This is a genomic window from Ruegeria sp. BA2, from assembly GCF_056539605.1.
Genome location: NZ_JBQFVE010000004.1, coordinates 166092 through 185380, shown reverse-complemented (window position 1 = coordinate 185380; position 19289 = coordinate 166092). Strand labels below are relative to the sequence as shown.

Genomic DNA, 19289 nt, shown 5'->3' with positions numbered 1-19289 from the left:
CGTTTTGGTTTCAATTGACAGTTGCGAATTTCCTACTCAGCGCTTTCGCGCAGTCCATTATGATGACTGAAGATCGGTCGCGAATACTGCACCCCTGATCGGAAATCAGCAGTGCGCCCCGGTAGGGCCCGATAGAATGACGCCAATCCCGGTTCTACCATAACCCCCATAGCAGCAGATTCCCGGCACAATTCGTCAACAATAGGCAGGGATGCTCGCGCACGTATCGCCTCCAACAAACGGGCATGTACGGCCTGCAACGCGCGAAACTCAGCGCTATCTGCGAGATCTCGATCCCCCACCAATATATAAACTGGCTCTGGCTCCTTTTTGCCTTTCAGGTCCACAAAACCTGCCTCAAGCAGCGCCAAATCAGATTTTGTGATCCGCTGAATCGAATGCGAGACCAGAATGTCGTAATCCACATGGCGGCAATTTTGCTCGATCCGCGCCGCGACATTCACGACATCACCAATTACTGTGTAGTTGAACCGCCGCCGCGAACCAATGTTACCAACACAAGCCGCACCGGTCGCACACCCGGTCGCCAGTGCGATTGGAGGATGATCGCGCATCATGGGCAGCGCGTTGAACTTCTTTAATGCTTCACGCATCTTCAACGCGGCCAGTGACGCTCGGCACGGGTGATCTTCAACTGGCATCGGAGCGTTCCAGAACGCCATGACTGCATCACCAATGAACTTGTCGATCGTTCCACGCTCGACCAGAATCTGATCTCCTATTTCTGAAAACAATGCGTTCAACAATGTGACCAGATCGGTGGCTGACATCGACTCGGACAATGGTGTGAAACCCCGGATATCCGAGAACATAACCGTGATCTCTTGAGCTTCTCCGCCCAATTGCAGCTGATGCCCATTGGATTCCATCTCATCTAGGATCTCAGGCGCAACATAGTGCGAGAACGTCTGGCGGATCACCCGCTTCTCACGCTCGGTCGAAACAAAGAGATACCCGGCCAAAAGACCAAAATTTGCCATTCCGCCGGCCAGCGGGAATGTTGCGTCAAACAGAACCGATTGGTTCTGGAAGGCAAGCCAGCTGATCACAATCACAACTGTTGCTGCCACTCCGCCCGCAACAAAAGAGGCAACGGCCCCATAGTTGGACATGACCACAGTGACCACGATGCCCAGGATCAGAAATGCCAGTAGTTCCAGTGCAGCAGTGACATCTGATCTGCTGAGCACATCGCCAAGTATGATCTGTTCGATGATTTGGGCATGGATCGATACACCCGGAACGGACTCACCCAACGCTGTCTGGTGCATATCGAACAAACCGGCCGCAGACGTGCCCACCAGTATGATATGGCCCTCGATTTCTGATCGAAGCGCCGGATCATCCGGGTTTTGCATGATTGCATCTGCCGACAGATATAAATCTGGCTGATCTTTTCGATACCTGACCCAAACCTCGCCATCTTCGGTTGTTGGCAGTCGAAAATCCCCGATTTCGACTGCAAGTACGATCCCTTCTTCCTCAGAAGAGCCCTCGACCAGAATGTAAGGGGCATCCAAAGCAACTCTCAAAGCTTCGATGCCCAACCCCGGCAGCGCCCCGTCTGGTCCACCCCACAAGGCTGGAACGCGTCGTACGACGCCCATCCCCCCAATCGGTGAGACATTAACGCCGCCAATTCCCGCGGCGCTGCGGTCAAGAGGTGGAGCAATTGGTGTCCAGTAAGGCACCGAGACCAACCCCGCAGTCGGGTTTTCTCCGATCTCGACGATGCCAGCCTTGGAACTAATCTGACTTCCTTCCTGGGAGGTTCGGGCGGCGGTGCCCAGTACGACTGGCCAACGAGCAACCTCGAGCCCAAACACGACATCGTGGTCGGTTTTTTGTGCTTGACTCTCAACGGTCAGAACCCCTGCTAGCGCCGGGTCTTTGAGCAATCGCGCGGGGGAATATCTGTCAGGCTCGGCAAACAGCATATCAAATGCTATGGCCGCCGCGCCGTTTTCACCTAGATTTTGTACCATCTGCGCCAATAGTGTGCGCGGCCAGGGCCATTGACCCCAGTTAGCCAATGACTGCTCGTCTATATCCAGAACCTTAACCGGTAATTCGGGGTTGTATTCCCTTGGCGAGATGCGCTGAAGCACGTCGAAGTAGATCAGGCGAGACATACGTACGGGGTAGGGGTCCAGAATTCTTATGAAGCAACCCAACACGATCAGCGCCAAACCAGCTAGGCGAAAACCCAGTCGTCGACTAATTCTGGCTTTGATCTTACCCGCCACATTCGCCTCCTTGGCGCTGGGGGAAAAGAAGGCTTGCGATGTCTTCACCTACCTGTTTGCGGCTGCGGACGCATTGCCTCTGTCACCCGGGCTACCCCTATTCCCCTTGCCATGCCCGGGACCTTTGCCTTTGCCAGGGTTCCCTGTTCCGCCTGAAGGTCCGGTTCGACCAGCAGGATTTGAACCGTCCCCCTGGCCAGAACGATTTGATTTCACCTCTGGTTCAGGCTCTGGCGCTGGGGGTTCCGGTGCCGGAGGTTCCGGTTCAGGCTCTGGCGCTGGGGGTCCCGATGTCGGAGGTTCCGGTTCAGAAGTTTCAGCTCTGGACACCCTCGCCACTTGGGTCTGGATGACCCTCTGAGGCGCGGCGCTTCGTTGAACCGGAAAGTCTGATTGCCGAATCGCAAGAGGAACAGATTCCCTAGCGCATCCGCCAAAATCGACCTGAAGCGGACTCAGCAGATCCCTTTGCGACTGAACGAATGGAAAGCCATTCTTAAGGGCCAAATCATATTGCTCCTGATTGACGGGGCGACCAACATTTCCACCCAGTGAAGTCGCGAACAGGCTGCACTGGCGCCCGGTCGAGCGGCACCTACCCGATCGACTGCACATGCGGACCTTACCTTCCAATACCAGCATGGCACTTTGCTTACCCGGGACAACCCACATGTCGAAGGTTGTGCCACGAACGGCCATGGTCGCTGTGGGGGTTCGTATGGAATAGGCTCTTTTTTTACTTTTACCCGAAATGAATCGAAAACTGCCACCCAAGGCCTGAACCGCGAAAGATTTTGCTTTCTTTTTTCCGCGCAACATTGAGACATCCAGCACCATTTGTGCATTCGGGCCGATTGCGATCTTGGTATCATCTACGAACAACAACTGTACGACGCCGGATCGGTCGGTAGAAATGGTATCTCCGGAAACAACTTCCATCCCTTCACGCAGACGTATCTTTTTGCCAGCGCGAATTACATCGGCGCCCTGCTTGGCACTCAATACCTTTCCGATGGAGGCAGTAACCGATGCCGGTAATGCAGCCAGAACCATGAAAAAAAACAACAATTTCAACCAGGCCAAACCCAAGTCCCCTTCCCCCAAAAGGTACCCACTGGGATGTTAAATCACCCCTCGCCCGATATCTGTCGCCTCAGAGAGCTAAATCTGATTAGTTATTAAAGCCAATAAACTAGGCAAATATGCGCTGAATCGAGTGGATTTGGCAAGGTTTTGGAAATTTAGGCTAGATCTGGCAGGGCCGAACACTTCGTTTCGAATCTTCTGAATGCTCAAACTCATGCATGCATTCATCTGTTCTCAGAAAATTTTTCCTTACTAAGAAAATCGCCTTGTATCTGGATGACAGGCAAGGATATACCCGCCAGCGGAGACGTGGCCGAGTGGTCGAAGGCGCTCCCCTGCTAAGGGAGTAGGCGGGAAACCGTCTCGAGGGTTCGAATCCCTTCGTCTCCGCCATATACCATTGAATTTAAATGATATTTTTGACCTGATTAGCGATACCCGCCAAAAAGCCCGCCAACCGAAACACGCTTGGCTACAACTTGATGCGACAGGTGAATCATCTAAGCTCAGCTGTAGTTTACTGACCTCTTTGGCCAGCATAACGGTCGACCGGAGCCTATACATTGCAACGGAGAAGGGTTGTGACCGTCCGAAGGTTCTGTGGGCCAATTACGATAAGTTTGCGGAACACCGCAGGTGTAGTATCTGAAAGAAAAGAAATCCCAGGATTCTACCAGCACAACGGAGCGGTTATAGTTTCGTTGCCGTTGCAGCGCCCATCGCAACCCCACCAGCAAATGAGTGGTGAGTTGCGGCTCCCGTTGAGCCAGGGCTAAGCTATTAAATTGATCTACAACATTGCTGTACAAGTGTGTATCCAGTGGCCACAGCGCCACCTGACGAAAGACGTTGGACTTCGCATTCGGGTGGAGCGCGAACCTCAGGAACGCCTTCTTGAAGTGTGCGTGGCGGATGACATGCCTACTGCGGAAGTGTTGAGGAAATCTGTGCGAACCCACGTTCGTCATCATGAGAAAAAGGAAGTGGACGCAGACACGGTGTCAGATGGTGAAAACGCGACTGGTAAGTAGGCGGGAGAGCAATCCACCGCTCAAGCCGATAACCAATAGCCTATGGTTGCTGCAGCTGCGTCTCACGAAATGCCCGCGTGCGAGGCGAAGAATACGCACTGAAGCAGGTCGATGAAGAAGTCAAAGTACAAAGCCGACATTGCCGGGGGCTCGCTAAAGCTCCAAGAAAGCCGCATTGTAGCCGGGCTCCTGCTGGACAGAGTTTCAGTAGAAGATTGGCGTTTTGAGATTGAAGAGAAGAATGTTTTGCAGAAAAGATCGCCAGGCACCGCCATGCGTCAAGCTTCGCTTCTCAGAGCGCGGCTTCAAACAATGGGGCCAGGACTATGGCAGATCGTCCGCGATGGATCGAAGGAAGCCGCAACGCATGCACTCTTGCCACGGTCAGTTCACGTTCCCGTCCAGTATCAACAAACAGTCTGCCGGAGATTTCCTGGGGGGTAACATTGTAGTGTTGCATGGCTCCGCTTATCCGGCGGTCCATCTCATCACGGGGATCTTCAAGGTGATACAGCCACACCTTAAGGTCTGTTGCGGTCCAATCACCCAAAAGTTCACGCCCAGAGGCCATTGCCAGCCCTTCACAAATCGTGAGAGACGACTTGCCGACACCACCAGGCGCCACCATTACGGAAACCTGTTTTAGGATCAGATGTTGTCCGTAAAGCCACGGGCGAGGGGCGATGGTGGACGGATCACGCCAGACATACTCTGTTGGTATGCGGAAACGCAAGATTGGCCGCGCCAAGCGCTCCGGCACCAGCCAGAACCGAACGGTGTGTCAAACCCGCAGGTTGCTTCAATTTCAATGTTGTCTCGCTAAGAATGTCGATGAATGTATTGCGTTTGATCCCTCGCGGCCCTTCTGTTTCGAGGCAGCCTAGGAACTAATGGCCTAAGTGCCTGTATTTTGCCCTTGTGTTTCTAATGGCGGAGAAGCCTCGTCCTTTTCCGTGACTGCCACAAATTTTGGGATAATCACCGGCGAGACGACCCAGATAAGGCGCGCGGGCTTATCGCTTTTGTTGCGTGTGTTGTGCAGGATCTTGCCAGGGTAGCTAAAACTATCACCTGCACGAACGGTCACGGTCTCGTCGCCAAGCCGCAAAACCAGCTCGCCTTCAAGAACATAGCAATGATGCTCGCCCTCGGTTGTGTAGAGGGTTTCAGGAATGCTCTCACTATAAGGTGGGTAGTCGGAAATCCCCATGTGGAACGCACTTCCGATTGAGGCCGATAGCAAAGCGTCCGAGTACCCTGCTTTCTCAACGGATTCACCGTAAAGTAAATTCAGGTTTCTCCGATTTTCCTGCCTCACGACGTATTTCCGCTCAAGCGGCCCTGAGCCTTGTCGAAAACTGAAAAACCATTCCTCTGCAACACCCAACGCTTCAGAAATTTGCGTGAACTTGCGCAGTGTCGGGCTGACTGCGCCCCGTTCGATTGCACTCAGGTGACTGATGGAAACTCCGCTCGCTTTGGCCAGGTCGGCAAGGGTCATTTGCCTGGCTTTCCGCAATTCCCGGACCTCGGATCCAAAAGCTGCGAGATCTTCTTTCTGAGGTACTCGAATTCTTTCAGTCATGCGCAAATTGCTCACGTTTCCTTAAGACATCTTGCTTGTAAAATAGCGTACCTCATTTTTTCCTATATCAAAGAAAAAACTGTAATAATTATTGTTTTTGCGACCAGCCAGAGGTAGTTGTTGAACCACTACGGTCCATAACTGCACAACATGACCCTAAGAGATTTTGGGTTAAATCTCGGGCCAACCCTTTGGTAACTCTTTGATATAGATGGCTATTCCAATGGTATCCGCAAGAAAACTAGCTTTGAGCGCATTGGTTGCGGAAAAGTTGAGCCTCAGGATGTGGCAGAACTGTTAACTGATAAGTCGGAAAGGAAACCATGAGCGACATCACCGTCCGAACCGAATTCCCCCGCAAGGTGCGCGAAATCGAAAATACCTGGATCACCATGCCGGACGGTACAAAGCTGGCGGCCCGGATATGGCTGCCGGAAGACGCCGAAAGCGATCCGGTTCCGGCAATTCTGGAATACCTACCCTATCGCAAACGCGATGGAACCGTCGAGCGCGATCATCTGACCCACCCTTATTTCGCTGGCCACGGATATGCCTGTATCCGAGTTGATCTGAGGGGGAGCGGGGACAGCGAAGGAGTCTGTAAAGGGGAATACCTGAAGCAAGAGCAAGATGATGCACTGGCCGTTATCGAATGGCTTGCTGCGCAACCCTGGTGTACGGGCAATGTCGGGATGATCGGTATTTCCTGGGGTGGCTTCAATGGCTTGCAAGTGGCTGCAAGACGGCCCCCGGCACTTAAGGCAGTCATTTCTTTGTGCTCGACGGATGACCGATATGCCGATGATATCCATTTCATGGGCGGTTGTCTGTTGATCGACAAACTGCAATGGGGGGCTGCCGCCCTTTCCATTGTCAACACGCCACCAGACCCAGCTATTGTGGGCGAACGCTGGCGCGACATGTGGTTGGAACGGCTGCAAAACAACGGGTTTTGGATGCTGGATTGGTTCAAACACCAGCGGCGGGATGAATTCTATGCCCATGGCTCGGTATGTGAAGACTACTCGGCAATCGAAGTCCCGGTTTACATGGTCGGTGGCTGGGCGGACGGCTATACCAACGCGGTGTTTCGTACACTCGACAACCTTCCAGGACCCAAGAAAGGGCTGGTAGGACCCTGGGCCCATAAATATCCGCATTTCGCTAAACCAGGGCCTCGCATCGGTTTCCTTCAGGAGTGCTTGCGCTGGTGGGACCAACATCTGAAAGGCATAGAAACCGGGATCATGGAAGAGCCGGAACTTCGTGCCTATATTCAGGACCCGGCACCTCCCGCCACGTACCGTGAACATCGCGACGGAAACTGGGTGGCCGAGCCAGGTTGGAGCGGTTATGCCATTGAAACAAAGTCGCTATATCCCGGCGCCAATGGCCTCTCCGAAAACACTGGCGACGATATCACGCTCAGCTCAGCCCAGAACGCAGGAGGGACAGCGGGTGTCTGGTGCGGCTATGGCATGGTGCCAGACGCAGCGCTGGACCAAATGGGCGAGGCCGGGCTGATGACGTCGTTCGAGACGGAACCGCTCAGCGATGACATGGACCTGCTGGGCTTCCCAATGCTGCACGCCCAAGTCACCTCAGACGCACCGCAAGCCAACCTTGTTGCAGTTCTTTCTGCCGTGGACGCCTCGGGCAAAGCGACTCTGGTCAGCTATGGTGTCCTGAACCTGACCCATCGCAACAGCCATTCGCATCCTGAACCCATGCCGATTGGCGAGCCGCAATATGCGGTGCTGCAGCTCAATGCCTGTGGCCAACGGATTGCAAAAGGCCAGCGCCTTCGCCTGTCGATTGCGACATCGTACTGGCCCGTTATCTGGCCGTCACAAACGCAGGCAACCTTGCGCCTAAACGATACGAGGCTAGACCTGCCAGTAAGACCTGCGCGCCCGATAGATGCAGAACTTGCAGCGTTCCAACAGCCGGAAAGCGCGCGCCCGTTGAAGTCTGAACCTGTGTCAGACGGACATTACGAAAGAACGCGAACCATTGACTATGTCACTGGAAAAGAAACTCAATTCATCATCAACGACTCTGGGGCAGAGACCCATCTACACACCGGAATAACGGTTAGGAAAAAAGCCACGGAGACATTTGAGATCCACCCGGATGATCCCAATTCGGCCGTGGGCACCATGACCTGGTTGCAATCCTTCAGTCGCGACGATTGGAGCGCCAAGCTTGAAACTGAAGTCTCAGTTCGCGCCCTGCGCCATACCTGGAAGATCGAAGCTGATCTAACCGCACGGGATCAAGACGGTGAGGTGATTACCCTTAACTGGTGCGAAGAGGTGCCGCGAGACTTGGTTTAATAGATCATATCCGAAAGCTTCATCTTACCGGTGATCGATATCTTTAAACGCGCAAGGTAAAGTAAACAGGGCTGCGATGCGGCCGTTGCGAACCCCTGTTTGCACCCGTCATTGCTCTTTCCCGACCAGTGGTACAGATTAAATTTGGCCAGAAATTCAGCCCATTTTTTGCATAGTGGCTTGCAAACGTCCAGAATCTTGTCGATATCTGCTCGTTTCGAATGCAGCGGCGGGTTGATCGCAATCGTATCGTTTATCACACGGAACGAAACACCGTTTTCTTCACACTGTTTTAGACCTCATTGGAATCAAAGAAGGCCATCCCTTTCGGAATGGCCTTTTATTCACTGTCTCTCTGAATAGAGGCTTAGGCAGCCAGGGCGGCCTGAGCTTTGGCGACGATCGCACCGAACGCTTCCGGTTCGTGCACGGCCAGGTCGGCCAGAACTTTGCGGTCCACTTCGATACCGGCCAGGTTCAGGCCGTTGATGAAGCGGGAATATGTCAGGGCTTCGTCATGCGAACGCACAGCGGCATTGATACGCTGGATCCACAGCGCGCGGAAGTTGCGCTTGCGGTTCTTGCGGTCGCGGGTTGCATACTGGTTGGCCTTGTCGACGGCCTGACGAGCAACCTTGAAGGTGCTCTTGCGGCGGCCATAGTAACCTTTGGCAGCCTTGATGACCTTCTTGTGACGGGCGTGAGTTACGGTTCCACCTTTAACGCGGGACATCTCTTAATCTCCTCTTAGCGGTCGTAGGGCATGTAGCCCTTGACGATCTTGGCGTCGGGGGCGGATAGGGTGGTGTTGCCACGGGCGTCGCGGATGAATTTCTTGGTCCGCTTGATCATGCCGTGCCGTTTGCCGGCCTGGCCAGCAAGGACCTTACCGGTAGCAGTCACCTTAAAGCGCTTTTTGGCGCTCGACTTTGTCTTCATCTTAGGCATTTCCGTCTCCTATTCTCGGGTTCGGTTTCAAACGCGACTCGGCATGCCATCTCGGCCGGTCACGCGATCAGAAGCGCCGTTTACGCAAGTTTGATCATACTGGCAAGGGGGTTTGGACCAGATTCTGCGTCTTTCGCAGCGGGTCGGGCACCGGGGCGACACGCGCCGCCCCGGTGGAATGGATTAGTGGCCGAATTTGCGGATCTCACCGCTCTTCAGCCGCTCAGCATACGAGGCAAGCTCCTGCCGCACCACTTTCATCAAGAAGTAGAGCGCAAAGACGTTCACAACCGCCATCGCAAAGATCGCCGCATCCGAGAAGTCGATGACCGGGCCAAGATTGGCTGCGGCACCTATCACAACGAAGATGCAGAAGATGACCTTGAAAACCAGCTCTTTGGTCTGGCCCTCGCCGAACAGATAGGTCCAGGCCTTGAGGCCATAGTAGGACCAGCTGATCATGGTCGAGAAGGCAAACAGGACCACCGCAATCGCCAGCACATAGGGGAACCAGCTGAACGCGCTGCCAAAGGCGGCAGAGGTCAGGCTAACGCCCGAGTTGCCATCAACGGTTGCAATCGCATTACCCGCTTCGTTCAGCATGTAGTTGCCGGTTTCCGGATCAACAATCAGCTGCTGGGTGATGATGATCACCAGCGCGGTCATGGTACAGATCACGACTGTATCGATGAACGGTTCCAGCAGAGAGACGAACCCTTCGGTGATCGGTTCTTTCGTCCGCACCGCCGAGTGTGCAATCGCCGCCGAACCCACGCCTGCTTCGTTCGAAAACGCCGCCCGTCGGAAGCCCTGGATCAGCGCGCCAACCATGCCGCCAGCTACACCAAGGCCAGTAAAGGCACCTGCGAAGATCTGGCCGAAGGCCCAACCGATCTGATCAGCGTGCATGAGTATGATGACCAGCGCAGCAGCCACATACATTACACCCATGAACGGAACGACCTTTTCGGTCACGCGCGCGATGGATTTCAAGCCGCCTACGATCACTGCAAATACGATTCCTGCAAAGACCAGACCAGTGATCCAACCGGGATAATCGCCGGTGATGCCCGCGATTTGCTGGTGCGCCTGGTTGGCCTGGAACATATTGCCCCCGCCCAGCGCACCAAGGATACAGAAGATCGAGAACAGAACTGCCAGTATTTTACCGCCCGGCAGGCCCAACTCGTTGAACCCTTTGGACATATAATACATCGGACCACCAGAGACGGTCCCGTCCTCGTACTCATTGCGGTATTTTACGCCCAGCGTACATTCGGTGAATTTCGACGCCATGCCGAGAAGGCCCGCTACGATCATCCAAAAGGTCGCGCCGGGGCCACCAATTCCAACGGCAACCGCAACACCGGCGATGTTACCAAGGCCAACCGTACCGGACAGGGCCGTCGCCAGCGCCTGAAAGTGGCTGACTTCGCCCGCGTCATTGGGATCCGAGTAATCGCCTTTGACAAGACTGATCGCATGGCTGAAAAAGCGCAGCTGCACAAAGGCAAAGTACAGCGTGAATACAGTCGCCGCGACCACCAGCCAGCCGACGATCCACGGAAAGCCGGTGCCCGGAAACGGGGCGAAGATAAAGCTGACAAAAGGTCCGGTGAAATCGGCAAAGGCCTGATTTATCTTTTCATCCAACCCAACCGCTTCCTGCGCGGCGGCTGGTGCGGCGAACAGAGCGGCAAAAGCAGCGAGACCAAGTTTTTTCTGCAAATTCATAATCGTCTCTCCCCTCAGTTCACGACTGTGACCGGAACTTCGGCATCCATGACCAAGTTCTGGGTCGAACTGCCAAACAAGCGCTTTTTGAAGCCATCGGCCGATGCCCGGCCCACAACGATCTGCGAGCCTCCGTTCTCGACCGTGATTTTGTTCAGCGTTTCCGCGACATCCCCGTGACGGACAATGCCTTGCGCCTCGAACCCCGCTGCTTTCAGCGCTGCTATAGCGGGCTCAATAATCCGAGATGTGGCCAGTGCGACCTCTTCCTCGCGCCGTTTGTGTCGCAGAGCGTTCTCTTCAGGTGTCTGGAATGTAAAAGGAGACCATTCGATGACATATACCACCAGCAGTTCGCATGCACCGATGCGCCCGGCCAGGTCTTTGGCAAAGGCGATCGCGCGTTCTCCGGTTTCTGTCCCGTCCAGCCCAATGACAATTTTCGTTGTCATGCCGTTCCTCCGTTTTTGTTGGTTTGGCCGGGACCCTCGCCCCCGGCAGGGCAGCCGGAACCTGGAACTTGTTTGAGTAGACTGCCCTAAAGGCAAGTATCCCGAAAAAACACGGAAAAACAGAGAGTTTATTGTCGGATACAACCGACAAAAGCATATCTCATTGAAAATAAATGGCTTTATTTGCCCAAATTTTAGGCAAATCCTCGAGTGTCAAACTGAAATTTAACGGAATGACCCGGGCTTAGCCCGGATCAGTGTTATAGATCAGCCGTTCGTCGCAGGGCGCGATCCGCAAGATGTTGGTGGTTCCCGGGACATTGAAAGGCACCCCGGCGGTGACCACGATCTGATCCGTCTCGGATGCAAATCCACCGGATCGAGCCGCACGCGCTGCACTTACAACTGCCCCTTTGAAACGTTCTTGCTCGGGCGTTAGTACGCAATGGCAACCCCAGGTCAGGCATAGCCTACGAGCCGTGCCCGTTGCAGGTGTCATCGCGATGATCGGTACGCCGGGACGTTCGCGCGCAGTAAGCAATGCAGTTGTGCCACTTTGAGTGAAGCAGCAGATCGCTTTGACCTCGGTCTTCTCTGCAATCTCGCGCGCGGCGGCGACGATGCCATCCGCAACGGTTGTACCCTTGGCCGTGCGCGATGCAGCAATGATCTGATGATAGGTTGGGTCGGCCTCGACCTCGATGGCAACCTTGTTCATCGTCTGAACCGCTTCGATCGGATAGGAACCGGCAGCAGATTCCGCACTGAGCATGATCGCATCGGTGCCTTCATAAATGGCGGTGGCCACATCCGACACCTCGGCCCGCGTGGGCATCGGGCTTTCGATCATGCTTTCCAGCATCTGCGTTGCAACAATGACCGGCTTTGCCGCCGAACGGCATTTACGCACCAGACGTTTCTGGATCGGGGGAACCGCAGACACCGGAAGCTCAACACCCAGATCGCCACGTGCGACCATGATCCCGTCCGAGGCATCAAGGATATCGTCAAACGCCTCAACAGCGGCGGGCTTTTCAATCTTGGAAAGGATCGACGCACGCCCATCCGCAAGGGCCCGCGCCTCGAACACGTCCTTGGCGCGCTGCACGAAGCTCAGCGCCAGCCAGTCCACACCCAGTTGGCAGACGAATTCCAAATCGTCGCGGTCTTTGGCCGACAGCGCCGCCAAAGGCAGGACCACATCTGGAACGTTTACGCCTTTGCGGTTCGAGATGGTCCCGCCGACCTCAACAGTGCAGTGTGCAAAATCCTGACCGCAATCCTTAACGACCAGACGGATCTTGCCGTCATTGACCAGCAAACGCGCACCCGGCTCTAGCGCGGCAAAAATCTCGGGATGCGGCAGACAAACCCGGCTGATATCCCCAGCTGCGGGATCAAGATCCAGACGGAAGGCTGCGCCTTCTTCCAGTTCTTCGGCGTCATTCGCAAATACGCCCACGCGCAGCTTTGGCCCCTGAAGATCAGCCAGAATGGCGATCGGGCTGTCCAGATCCTTTTCGACCTGCCGAATGATGCGATGCCGCTCACGAATTTCGTCGTGGCTACCATGGCTCATATTCAGGCGAAACACATCTGCCCCAGCCTCGTGCAGCGCACGGATCGTATCATAGTCGTTGGACGACGGCCCCAGCGTCGCCACGATCTTTACATTTCTCAGGCGTCGCATTGATCAGGCTCTCCTTAAACGCACGAATGTTACCGCAAACATTGCTTGGGCTGCTTATTGCGCAATTCCCTTTCCAACGCAACTGTCCTACACCTGCGACAAACAAGATGACAGGCTCATGACATACTCTCCGTTTTTTGTTCACGGCGCAGATCGCCCATCGCGCTGGCTGATAACTTGCGACCATGCCACCAACATGGTCCCGCCCGATGTCCACTGCGGAGACCTTGGTTTGCCCCGCGAAGATATGGAGCGTCACATCGCCTATGATGTTGGGGCCTACGAGGTGTCCAAACATCTGGGTGAGGTTCTGAACGCGCCTGTTATTGCGGCCAATTTCTCGCGCCTAGTAATTGACCCGAACCGGGGCGAGGATGATCCGACCCTGCTGATGAAACTCTATGATGGCTCGATCATCCCGGGCAATCGCAACGCCGATGCGGCTGAGCGGGAGCGGCGTCTGAACATGTGCTATCGCCCCTATCACAACGCTTTGGCGCAGCTTGCGGCTCTGCCCCATGCTGTCATCATCTCGATGCATTCATTTACACGTCAATTACGAGGCCGCGACCCTCGGCCCTGGCATGTCGGTGTCTTGCACACCCCGGACGAGCGATTCTCGCGCCCGCTGATCAACCGTCTGAAGGCCGAGGGTGATCTGTGCGTGGGAGTCAACGAACCCTATACCGGTGTCCTGCCCGGCGATGCGATCGACAAGCATTGTACAGCCTTTGGTCGTCCCAATGCGTTGATTGAACTGCGCAATGACCTGATCGCCGATCATGACGGTCAACGCGCATGGGCGGAACGTTTGGCTGTCATCCTGCAAGATGCATTGGAAAACAGCGACCTGTAGGCGAGTTGAAACAAGGACGACAGGTTGTTACCTCAGAGTAAACCCGCCACCCATCCGGAGCCAAACATGGACAAGCAAACCGAAATCGAACTTCAGGCAGCCGCCTTTCGCCGGTTGCAACAACACCTGATGCAGGATCGCACCGATGTTCAGAACATCGACATGATGAATCTGGCCGGTTTCTGCCGCAATTGCCTGTCGCGCTGGTATCAGGAAGCAGCCAACGACAAAGGCATCGAAATGGGCAAGGAAGAGGCGCGCGAAATCTTCTATGGCATGACCATGGATGAGTGGAAGGCCAATTATCAAACCGATGCCAGCGCCGAAAAGCGGGCCGCATTCAAGGTCGCGTTTGAAGAGAATGTCACTAAAAAGGGGTGACACGCCGGATACAAAAAAGGCCCGCCGGATTGGCGGGCCTTTGATTTAAATCGCTGCTTTGCGGCTTTCATCCAGATAAATTTCGCGCAAGCGCTTGGCAATTGGACCTGGAGTCCCGTCGCCCAATGCCGCACCATCGATCTCAACCACGGGCATCACGAACGCGCTGGCAGACGTGGTAAAGGCCTCATCGGCCTCTTTTGCTTCGTCGATGGTAAACAAGCGCTCTTCGATTTCCATCTGTGCCTCGGCCGCCATGCGCAGAACCGCTTTGCGGGTGATGCCGTGCAGAATGTCATTGGACAAAGGCCGGGTGACGATCTTGCCGTCTTTGACGAAATAGGCGTTGTTGCTGGTGCCTTCGGTCACATAGCCATCTTCAACCAGCCACGCGTCATCGCAACCCGCTTTCTTGGCCATCATTTTACCCATCGAGGGGTACAACAGCTGAACGGTTTTGATATCGCGGCGGCCCCAACGGATATCTTCGATCGAAATGATCTTGGCACCCTTCTGCGCCGCCAGGCTGTCAGCGAGGCCAGGTTTGTTCTGGGTAAAGAGCACAAGACTGGGCTTTGTATCGGCAGGCGGGAAGACGAAATCCCGATCTCCATCTGACCCACGACTGACCTGCAGATATACCAGGCCTTCGTCGATGCCATTCAGCTCGACCAGTTTGCGGTGGATGTCCAACAACTCGTCATTGGTGCAGGGCTCGGCCATCTCAAGCTCATCCAGCGACCGTTTCAAACGTACTGCGTGACCTTCAAAATCGATCAACTTGCCGTCCAGCACACTGGTGACTTCGTAAACGGCATCTGCAAACAAGAAGCCCCGGTCAAAGATGGAAACTTTGGCCTCGGTCTCGGGCAGGTATTCGCCATTCACATAAACGGTGCGGGTCATGTTCTTCTCCTCAGCCCCAGAGCGCCGCTTTGGGCGGGTGTACTCCGGCATCGTCAAAAATAAGTGGTGTGTCGCGGTCTTCGGCCAATAGCAGCGGGCCGTCAAGGTCGGTCACCATCGCGCCCTGCGCCACCAGAGTCGCGGGTGCCATCGCCAGTGAGCTTCCGACCATGCAGCCGACCATAATCTGATAGCCTTCGGCCAGCGCGGCCTCGCGCAAGGCCAGTGCCTCGGTCAGGCCACCGGTTTTGTCGACCTTGATGTTGATCACATCATATTTGCCCTTGAGATTGGGCAGGCTGGCCCGGTCATGGCAGGATTCGTCGGCACAGACGGGCACGGGCCGCTCCATACCGATCAGCGCGTCGTCATCGCCCGCAGGCAGAGGCTGTTCCACCAATGCCACGCCCAGACGCACCAGATGCGGCGCAAGATCGGCATAAACCTCAGCGGACCAGCCTTCATTGGCATCAATGATGATCTTCGAATTCGGCGCGCCCGCCCGCACCGCTTCGAGCCGGGGCATATCATCCGGCGTACCCAGTTTGATCTTCAGCAATGGGCGAAAGGCGTTCTCGGCGGCCTGCGCCTGCATGGCTTCGGGCGTGGCCAAAGACAGCGTGTAGGCGGTGATCTCCGGCCCCAGAGCCGAAAGCCCGGCCAATTCCCATGCGCGCTTGCCTGCGCGTTTGGCTTCAAGGTCCCACAACGCACAATCAACCGCGTTCCGCGCGGCACCTGCGGGCAGCAGGTCCATCAGGGACTGTCGCGTGAAGGTCTCAGGCAGCCCGGCAATCTCGGCCTCGACTGACTCCAACGTCTCATTGTAACGAGCATAGGGCACGCATTCGCCCCAGCCGTGATGCACGCCGTCCGAGAGTCGGACCGTCAGAACCTTGGCCTCGGTCCGCGAGCCACGCGAGATGGTGAATACCTGCGCCAGCCGAAACACATCGCGGGAAACTTCAATCTGCACGCGTTTCACCTTTCATATAAAGCGGTTTTGTCGCCGATCGCGCGTAGCCATCGGCAACGTGCTTAGATCACAGTGCCGCCAGCGCATCCACCAGTTTTCCAGCTCCAAACCGATAGGGATCGGTTGCCGGGATGCCCATTTCAGCCTCGACCTTGGCGATGTATTCCTTCGCTTCGTTTTCACCCAGATGCTGGGTATTGATCGACACGCCCGCCACCTGACATTCCGGGTTTGCAACACGCGCCAGCGGCAGCGCTGTATCGCGCAGTTGCTCTAGCGTTGGAAGCGAATACTCGGGCAAGCCACGCATATGGGTGCGGGTCGGTTCGTGACACAGGATCAGCGCATCGGGCTGCCCGCCATGGATTAGCGCCATGGTCACGCCCGAATAAGATACGTGGAACAAGGAGCCCTGGCCTTCGATGTGATCCCAATGATCCGGATCATTGTCCGGTGTCAGATATTCCACGGATCCAGCCATGAAGTCCGCAATGACGGCATCCAACGGCACGCCCTGACCGGTGACCAAAATGCCGGTCTGGCCAGTCGCACGGAACGTAGATTTCATGCCGCGATTGCGCATCTCAGCGTCCATCGACATTGCGGTATACATTTTACCAGCCGAGCAGTCGGTTCCAACAGCCAGGCACCGTTTGCCTGTGCGTTTTTTACCGTTTGCAATCGGATACCCTACGGTCGGCACCCGGACATCATGCAAGGTGCACCCGTGGGTCTGCGCCGCCGCGACCAGATCACCTTCATCGCGCAGCAGATTGTGCAGCCCTGATGCCAGATCGTAGCCCATTTCCAGCGCTTCAATCAGGACCTCTTTCCAGGCTTCGCTGATGACGCCACCACGGTTTGCAACGCCGATCACAAGCGTCTTGGCACCGGCGGCCTTTCCTTCGGCCAGCGTCATTTCCGTCAAACCCAAATCGGTCTTGCACCCTTCTAGCCTGATTTGGCCCACAGCATTCTCGGGACGCCAGTCCCGGATGCCAATTGCCACTTTGGCCGCCAACAAGTCGGGCGCATCGCCCAAAAACAGCAGGTACGGTGTCTCGATCATTGCGGTGCACTCCTTTGATTCTGGCATAAGCTAGATAACCGTTTTGACGAGGGTTTCTCGAATTCTTCTTGCAACCCGCCGTGCAGCGGGACGAATTTGCGTATTTTCACGTAGGCTTGCAAAATTATTCGAAGTTTTCAAACTGATCAAACTTTAAGCACTGCCAGTTAGCGGCAGTTCCAGTCCTTGCTGCGCCCGCATTGCCGCGCCTGCACAATCACACTTGCGCAACGCAGCGCAATTTAATATCCAATTTTCACGAAAGAACGCAACTTCATTACTCGAACGAGGCCCCGATGAGTTTCCGCATTCAACCCGCCGCTCCGGCGCGCCCCAATCGCTGCCAATTGTTTGGCCCGGGCTCGAACACCAAGCTGTTTCCCAAGATGGCTGCGTCGGCTGCAGATGTCATAAATCTGGATCTGGAAGACTCGGTGGCCCCGTCTGACAAAGACGCGGCCCGCGCCAATGTGATCGAAGCGCTGAATACGGTCGATTGGGGCAACAAATACATGTCTGTCCGGATCAACGGGTTGGACACGCCCTATTGGTATCGCGACGTGGTTGATGTTCTGGAGCAAGCAGGCGATCGTCTGGATCAGATCATGATCCCCAAGGTTGGCTGCGCGGCGGATGTCTATGCCGTCGACGCTCTGGTCACTGCGATTGAGCGCGCCAAGGGTCGAACCAAACCCATTTCTTTCGAAGTGATCATCGAATCCGCCGCAGGCTTGGCGCATGTTGAAGAAATCGCAGCCTCTTCCCCGCGCCTGCAAGCCATGAGCCTTGGTGCCGCGGATTTTGCGGCCTCGATGGGCATGCAGACAACCGGCATCGGCGGCACGCAGGAAAACTACTACATGCTGCGCGAGGGCGAAAAGCATTGGTCCGATCCCTGGCACTGGGCACAGGCCGCTATCGTAGCCGCCTGCCGCACCCATGGCGTGCTGCCTGTGGACGGCCCGTTTGGCGATTTTTCGGATGACGAAGGCTATATCGCGCAGGCCAAACGCTCGGCTACACTCGGCATGGTCGGCAAATGGGCCATCCACCCCAAACAAATCGCACTGGCCAATCAGGTTTTCACCCCGTCGGATGAAGCAGTGTCCGAAGCGCGCGAGATTCTGGCTGCCATGGAACAGGCCAAAGCCAATGGCGAAGGCGCGACTGTCTACAAAGGGCGTTTGGTCGATATCGCCTCGATCAAACAGGCCGAAGTCATTGTGGCACAGGCAGAATTGATCGCGGCGGGTAGCTAAATTGCGAAGGGCGCTCAACTGAGCGCCCTTTCTGGTCCGATCAGCGACCGAACACGTTGTTCGGTGTCCAGGTGAAACGCTCACCCTTCTTTCCTGATTTCATCATCAGGCACGAGGTGCCGTATTTCTGAAAGTACTTGATTTTGATTGGGTACCACCCGGCCCGCGGCACCTCAACTTCGGTGCGCTGGTTGGCTTCGCAGCCCTGACGACCGTTGACATAGCCGATCTGTTGTCCACCAACCCAGGCATCGATCCCATCATTCGACCAGGTTTCAAGCTCGTAAACTCCGGGCGAGTCAAAACGGATGTAACCGCTGATTTCAGCCGCAACATTGAACGCCTGATTGTAGGTCAGAACCGGATCTCCTTCGTTGGTATCTCTGTAGTCCAAACCCCTTAGAGGCTGGCCCGGCTTTGCCTTCTTCAACAGATGGTTAACCTTCGAAAGATTCTGAATCTTGCGAGGTGGATTACCTTCCCAACTGTATTTTACATTCAATCCAGCCTTTGGGCTGGGTTGAGGGCTCGCAGGCTGTAGTTTCAAAGGTGCGGCTGAAGCCGCGCCGGCAAGTATTGCCATAGCGGCCACTAATGCTCCGGTGCGGAAAAATGTCATGGTCTTCTCCCTGAATCTGCGCCTGCTTCGGGATTGATCCCGGCCGACGATCCTGTTGAAATGACACTAGGCCCTGAACTTTCACCTCGCAAGA

Annotated in this window: 17 protein-coding genes, 1 tRNA gene and 2 pseudogenes; 7 read left to right on the top strand and 13 right to left on the bottom strand. The window is 55.4% G+C overall.

The genetic code is table 11. From position 1 onward, the window contains the following. Window positions 1-32 precede the first annotated feature (32 nt). Entirely contained in the window at window positions 33-2267 is a 2235-nt protein-coding gene (locus tag ACR0NN_RS10930; protein WP_480684655.1) for a CHASE2 domain-containing protein, read from the bottom strand. Between the two features lie 38 nt (window positions 2268-2305). Here ACR0NN_RS10930 and ACR0NN_RS10925 point away from each other — a divergent pair, with 38 nt between their 5' ends. Continuing rightward, window positions 2306-2620 (top strand): hypothetical protein, encoded by a 315-nt coding sequence (locus ACR0NN_RS10925; protein WP_480684772.1) that lies wholly within the window; start codon window positions 2306-2308, stop codon window positions 2618-2620. Window positions 2621-2894: 274 nt separating this feature from the next. Here ACR0NN_RS10925 and ACR0NN_RS10920 read toward each other — a convergent pair. Beyond that, window positions 2895-3206 (bottom strand): annotated as a pseudogene (locus ACR0NN_RS10920) (FecR family protein); the annotation flags it as partial. A 450-nt stretch (window positions 3207-3656) separates the two neighbouring features. Here ACR0NN_RS10920 and ACR0NN_RS10915 point away from each other — a divergent pair. Together ACR0NN_RS10915 and ACR0NN_RS10910 are read left to right on the top strand one after the other, a co-directional pair. Further along, window positions 3657-3746, top strand: a tRNA-Ser gene (locus ACR0NN_RS10915). Window positions 3747-4495: 749 nt separating this feature from the next. Beyond that, a pseudogene (locus tag ACR0NN_RS10910) lies at window positions 4496-4702 on the top strand (BrxA family protein); the annotation flags it as partial. Here the strand turns inward: ACR0NN_RS10910 and ACR0NN_RS10905 are convergent. Together ACR0NN_RS10905 and ACR0NN_RS10900 are read right to left on the bottom strand one after the other, a co-directional pair. Beyond that, window positions 4677-5144, bottom strand: coding sequence for an AAA family ATPase (locus ACR0NN_RS10905; RefSeq protein WP_480684654.1), 468 nt, complete (start codon window positions 5142-5144; stop codon window positions 4677-4679). The pseudogene ACR0NN_RS10910 and the gene ACR0NN_RS10905 overlap by 26 nt on opposite strands. A gap of 135 nt (window positions 5145-5279) precedes the next feature. Further along, complete coding sequence (locus tag ACR0NN_RS10900; protein ID WP_480684769.1) at window positions 5280-5969, bottom strand: helix-turn-helix domain-containing protein; 690 nt, start codon at window positions 5967-5969, stop codon at window positions 5280-5282. Between the two features lie 323 nt (window positions 5970-6292). Between ACR0NN_RS10900 and ACR0NN_RS10895 the strand changes: the two genes are divergently transcribed. Further along, window positions 6293-8305: a CocE/NonD family hydrolase gene (locus tag ACR0NN_RS10895; RefSeq protein WP_170722343.1), complete on the top strand. Its 2013-nt coding sequence runs from the start codon at window positions 6293-6295 to the stop codon at window positions 8303-8305. 367 nt (window positions 8306-8672) lie between these two features. On the opposite strand, the gene rplT is transcribed toward ACR0NN_RS10895, so the two are convergent. From rplT to pyk, 5 genes are all read right to left on the bottom strand, one after another. Continuing rightward, window positions 8673-9038 (bottom strand): 50S ribosomal protein L20, encoded by a 366-nt coding sequence (rplT, locus tag ACR0NN_RS10890; RefSeq protein ID WP_008756009.1) that lies wholly within the window; start codon window positions 9036-9038, stop codon window positions 8673-8675. A gap of 14 nt (window positions 9039-9052) precedes the next feature. Continuing rightward, window positions 9053-9253, bottom strand: a complete 201-nt coding sequence (gene rpmI, locus ACR0NN_RS10885; RefSeq protein ID WP_010443552.1) for a 50S ribosomal protein L35 — start codon at window positions 9251-9253, stop codon at window positions 9053-9055. A 183-nt stretch (window positions 9254-9436) separates the two neighbouring features. Beyond that, complete coding sequence (locus tag ACR0NN_RS10880) at window positions 9437-10987, bottom strand: alanine/glycine:cation symporter family protein (RefSeq protein ID WP_170722345.1); 1551 nt, start codon at window positions 10985-10987, stop codon at window positions 9437-9439. A 14-nt stretch (window positions 10988-11001) separates the two neighbouring features. Then, entirely contained in the window at window positions 11002-11439 is a 438-nt protein-coding gene (locus tag ACR0NN_RS10875) for a universal stress protein (protein ID WP_170722347.1), read from the bottom strand. 244 nt (window positions 11440-11683) lie between these two features. Then, entirely contained in the window at window positions 11684-13129 is a 1446-nt protein-coding gene (gene pyk, locus ACR0NN_RS10870; RefSeq protein ID WP_170722349.1) for a pyruvate kinase, read from the bottom strand. A 118-nt stretch (window positions 13130-13247) separates the two neighbouring features. Between pyk and ACR0NN_RS10865 the strand changes: the two genes are divergently transcribed. Continuing rightward, on the top strand, window positions 13248-13985 hold the full coding sequence (locus ACR0NN_RS10865) for an N-formylglutamate amidohydrolase (RefSeq protein ID WP_480684652.1): 738 nt from the start codon (window positions 13248-13250) through the stop codon (window positions 13983-13985). Window positions 13986-14051: 66 nt separating this feature from the next. After that, the gene (locus tag ACR0NN_RS10860) at window positions 14052-14366 is read left to right on the top strand and encodes a DUF1244 domain-containing protein (RefSeq protein ID WP_170722351.1); all 315 of its coding nucleotides are present in this window, start codon (window positions 14052-14054) and stop codon (window positions 14364-14366) included. A gap of 45 nt (window positions 14367-14411) precedes the next feature. Here the strand turns inward: ACR0NN_RS10860 and ACR0NN_RS10855 are convergent, their stop codons facing one another. The 3 genes from ACR0NN_RS10855 to dgcN all read right to left on the bottom strand — a co-directional run bounded on the left by ACR0NN_RS10855 (window position 14412) and on the right by dgcN (window position 17317). After that, window positions 14412-15272 carry a D-amino-acid transaminase gene (locus tag ACR0NN_RS10855; RefSeq protein WP_170722352.1) on the bottom strand — a complete coding sequence of 287 codons (861 nt, stop codon included), beginning with the start codon at window positions 15270-15272 and terminating at the stop codon, window positions 14412-14414. A 10-nt stretch (window positions 15273-15282) separates the two neighbouring features. After that, the gene (gene dgcA / locus ACR0NN_RS10850; protein ID WP_170722353.1) at window positions 15283-16248 is read right to left on the bottom strand and encodes an N-acetyl-D-Glu racemase DgcA; all 966 of its coding nucleotides are present in this window, start codon (window positions 16246-16248) and stop codon (window positions 15283-15285) included. A gap of 67 nt (window positions 16249-16315) precedes the next feature. After that, on the bottom strand, window positions 16316-17317 hold the full coding sequence (gene dgcN, locus ACR0NN_RS10845) for an N-acetyltransferase DgcN (protein WP_170722354.1): 1002 nt from the start codon (window positions 17315-17317) through the stop codon (window positions 16316-16318). Window positions 17318-17613: 296 nt separating this feature from the next. Here dgcN and ACR0NN_RS10840 point away from each other — a divergent pair, with 296 nt between their 5' ends. After that, a complete protein-coding gene (locus ACR0NN_RS10840; RefSeq protein WP_170722355.1) occupies window positions 17614-18576 on the top strand; it encodes an L-malyl-CoA/beta-methylmalyl-CoA lyase in 963 nt (320 codons plus the stop codon). 40 nt (window positions 18577-18616) lie between these two features. Here the strand turns inward: ACR0NN_RS10840 and ACR0NN_RS10835 are convergent, their stop codons facing one another. Continuing rightward, the gene (locus tag ACR0NN_RS10835; protein ID WP_170685178.1) at window positions 18617-19195 is read right to left on the bottom strand and encodes a PA14 domain-containing protein; all 579 of its coding nucleotides are present in this window, start codon (window positions 19193-19195) and stop codon (window positions 18617-18619) included. Window positions 19196-19289 lie beyond the last annotated feature (94 nt).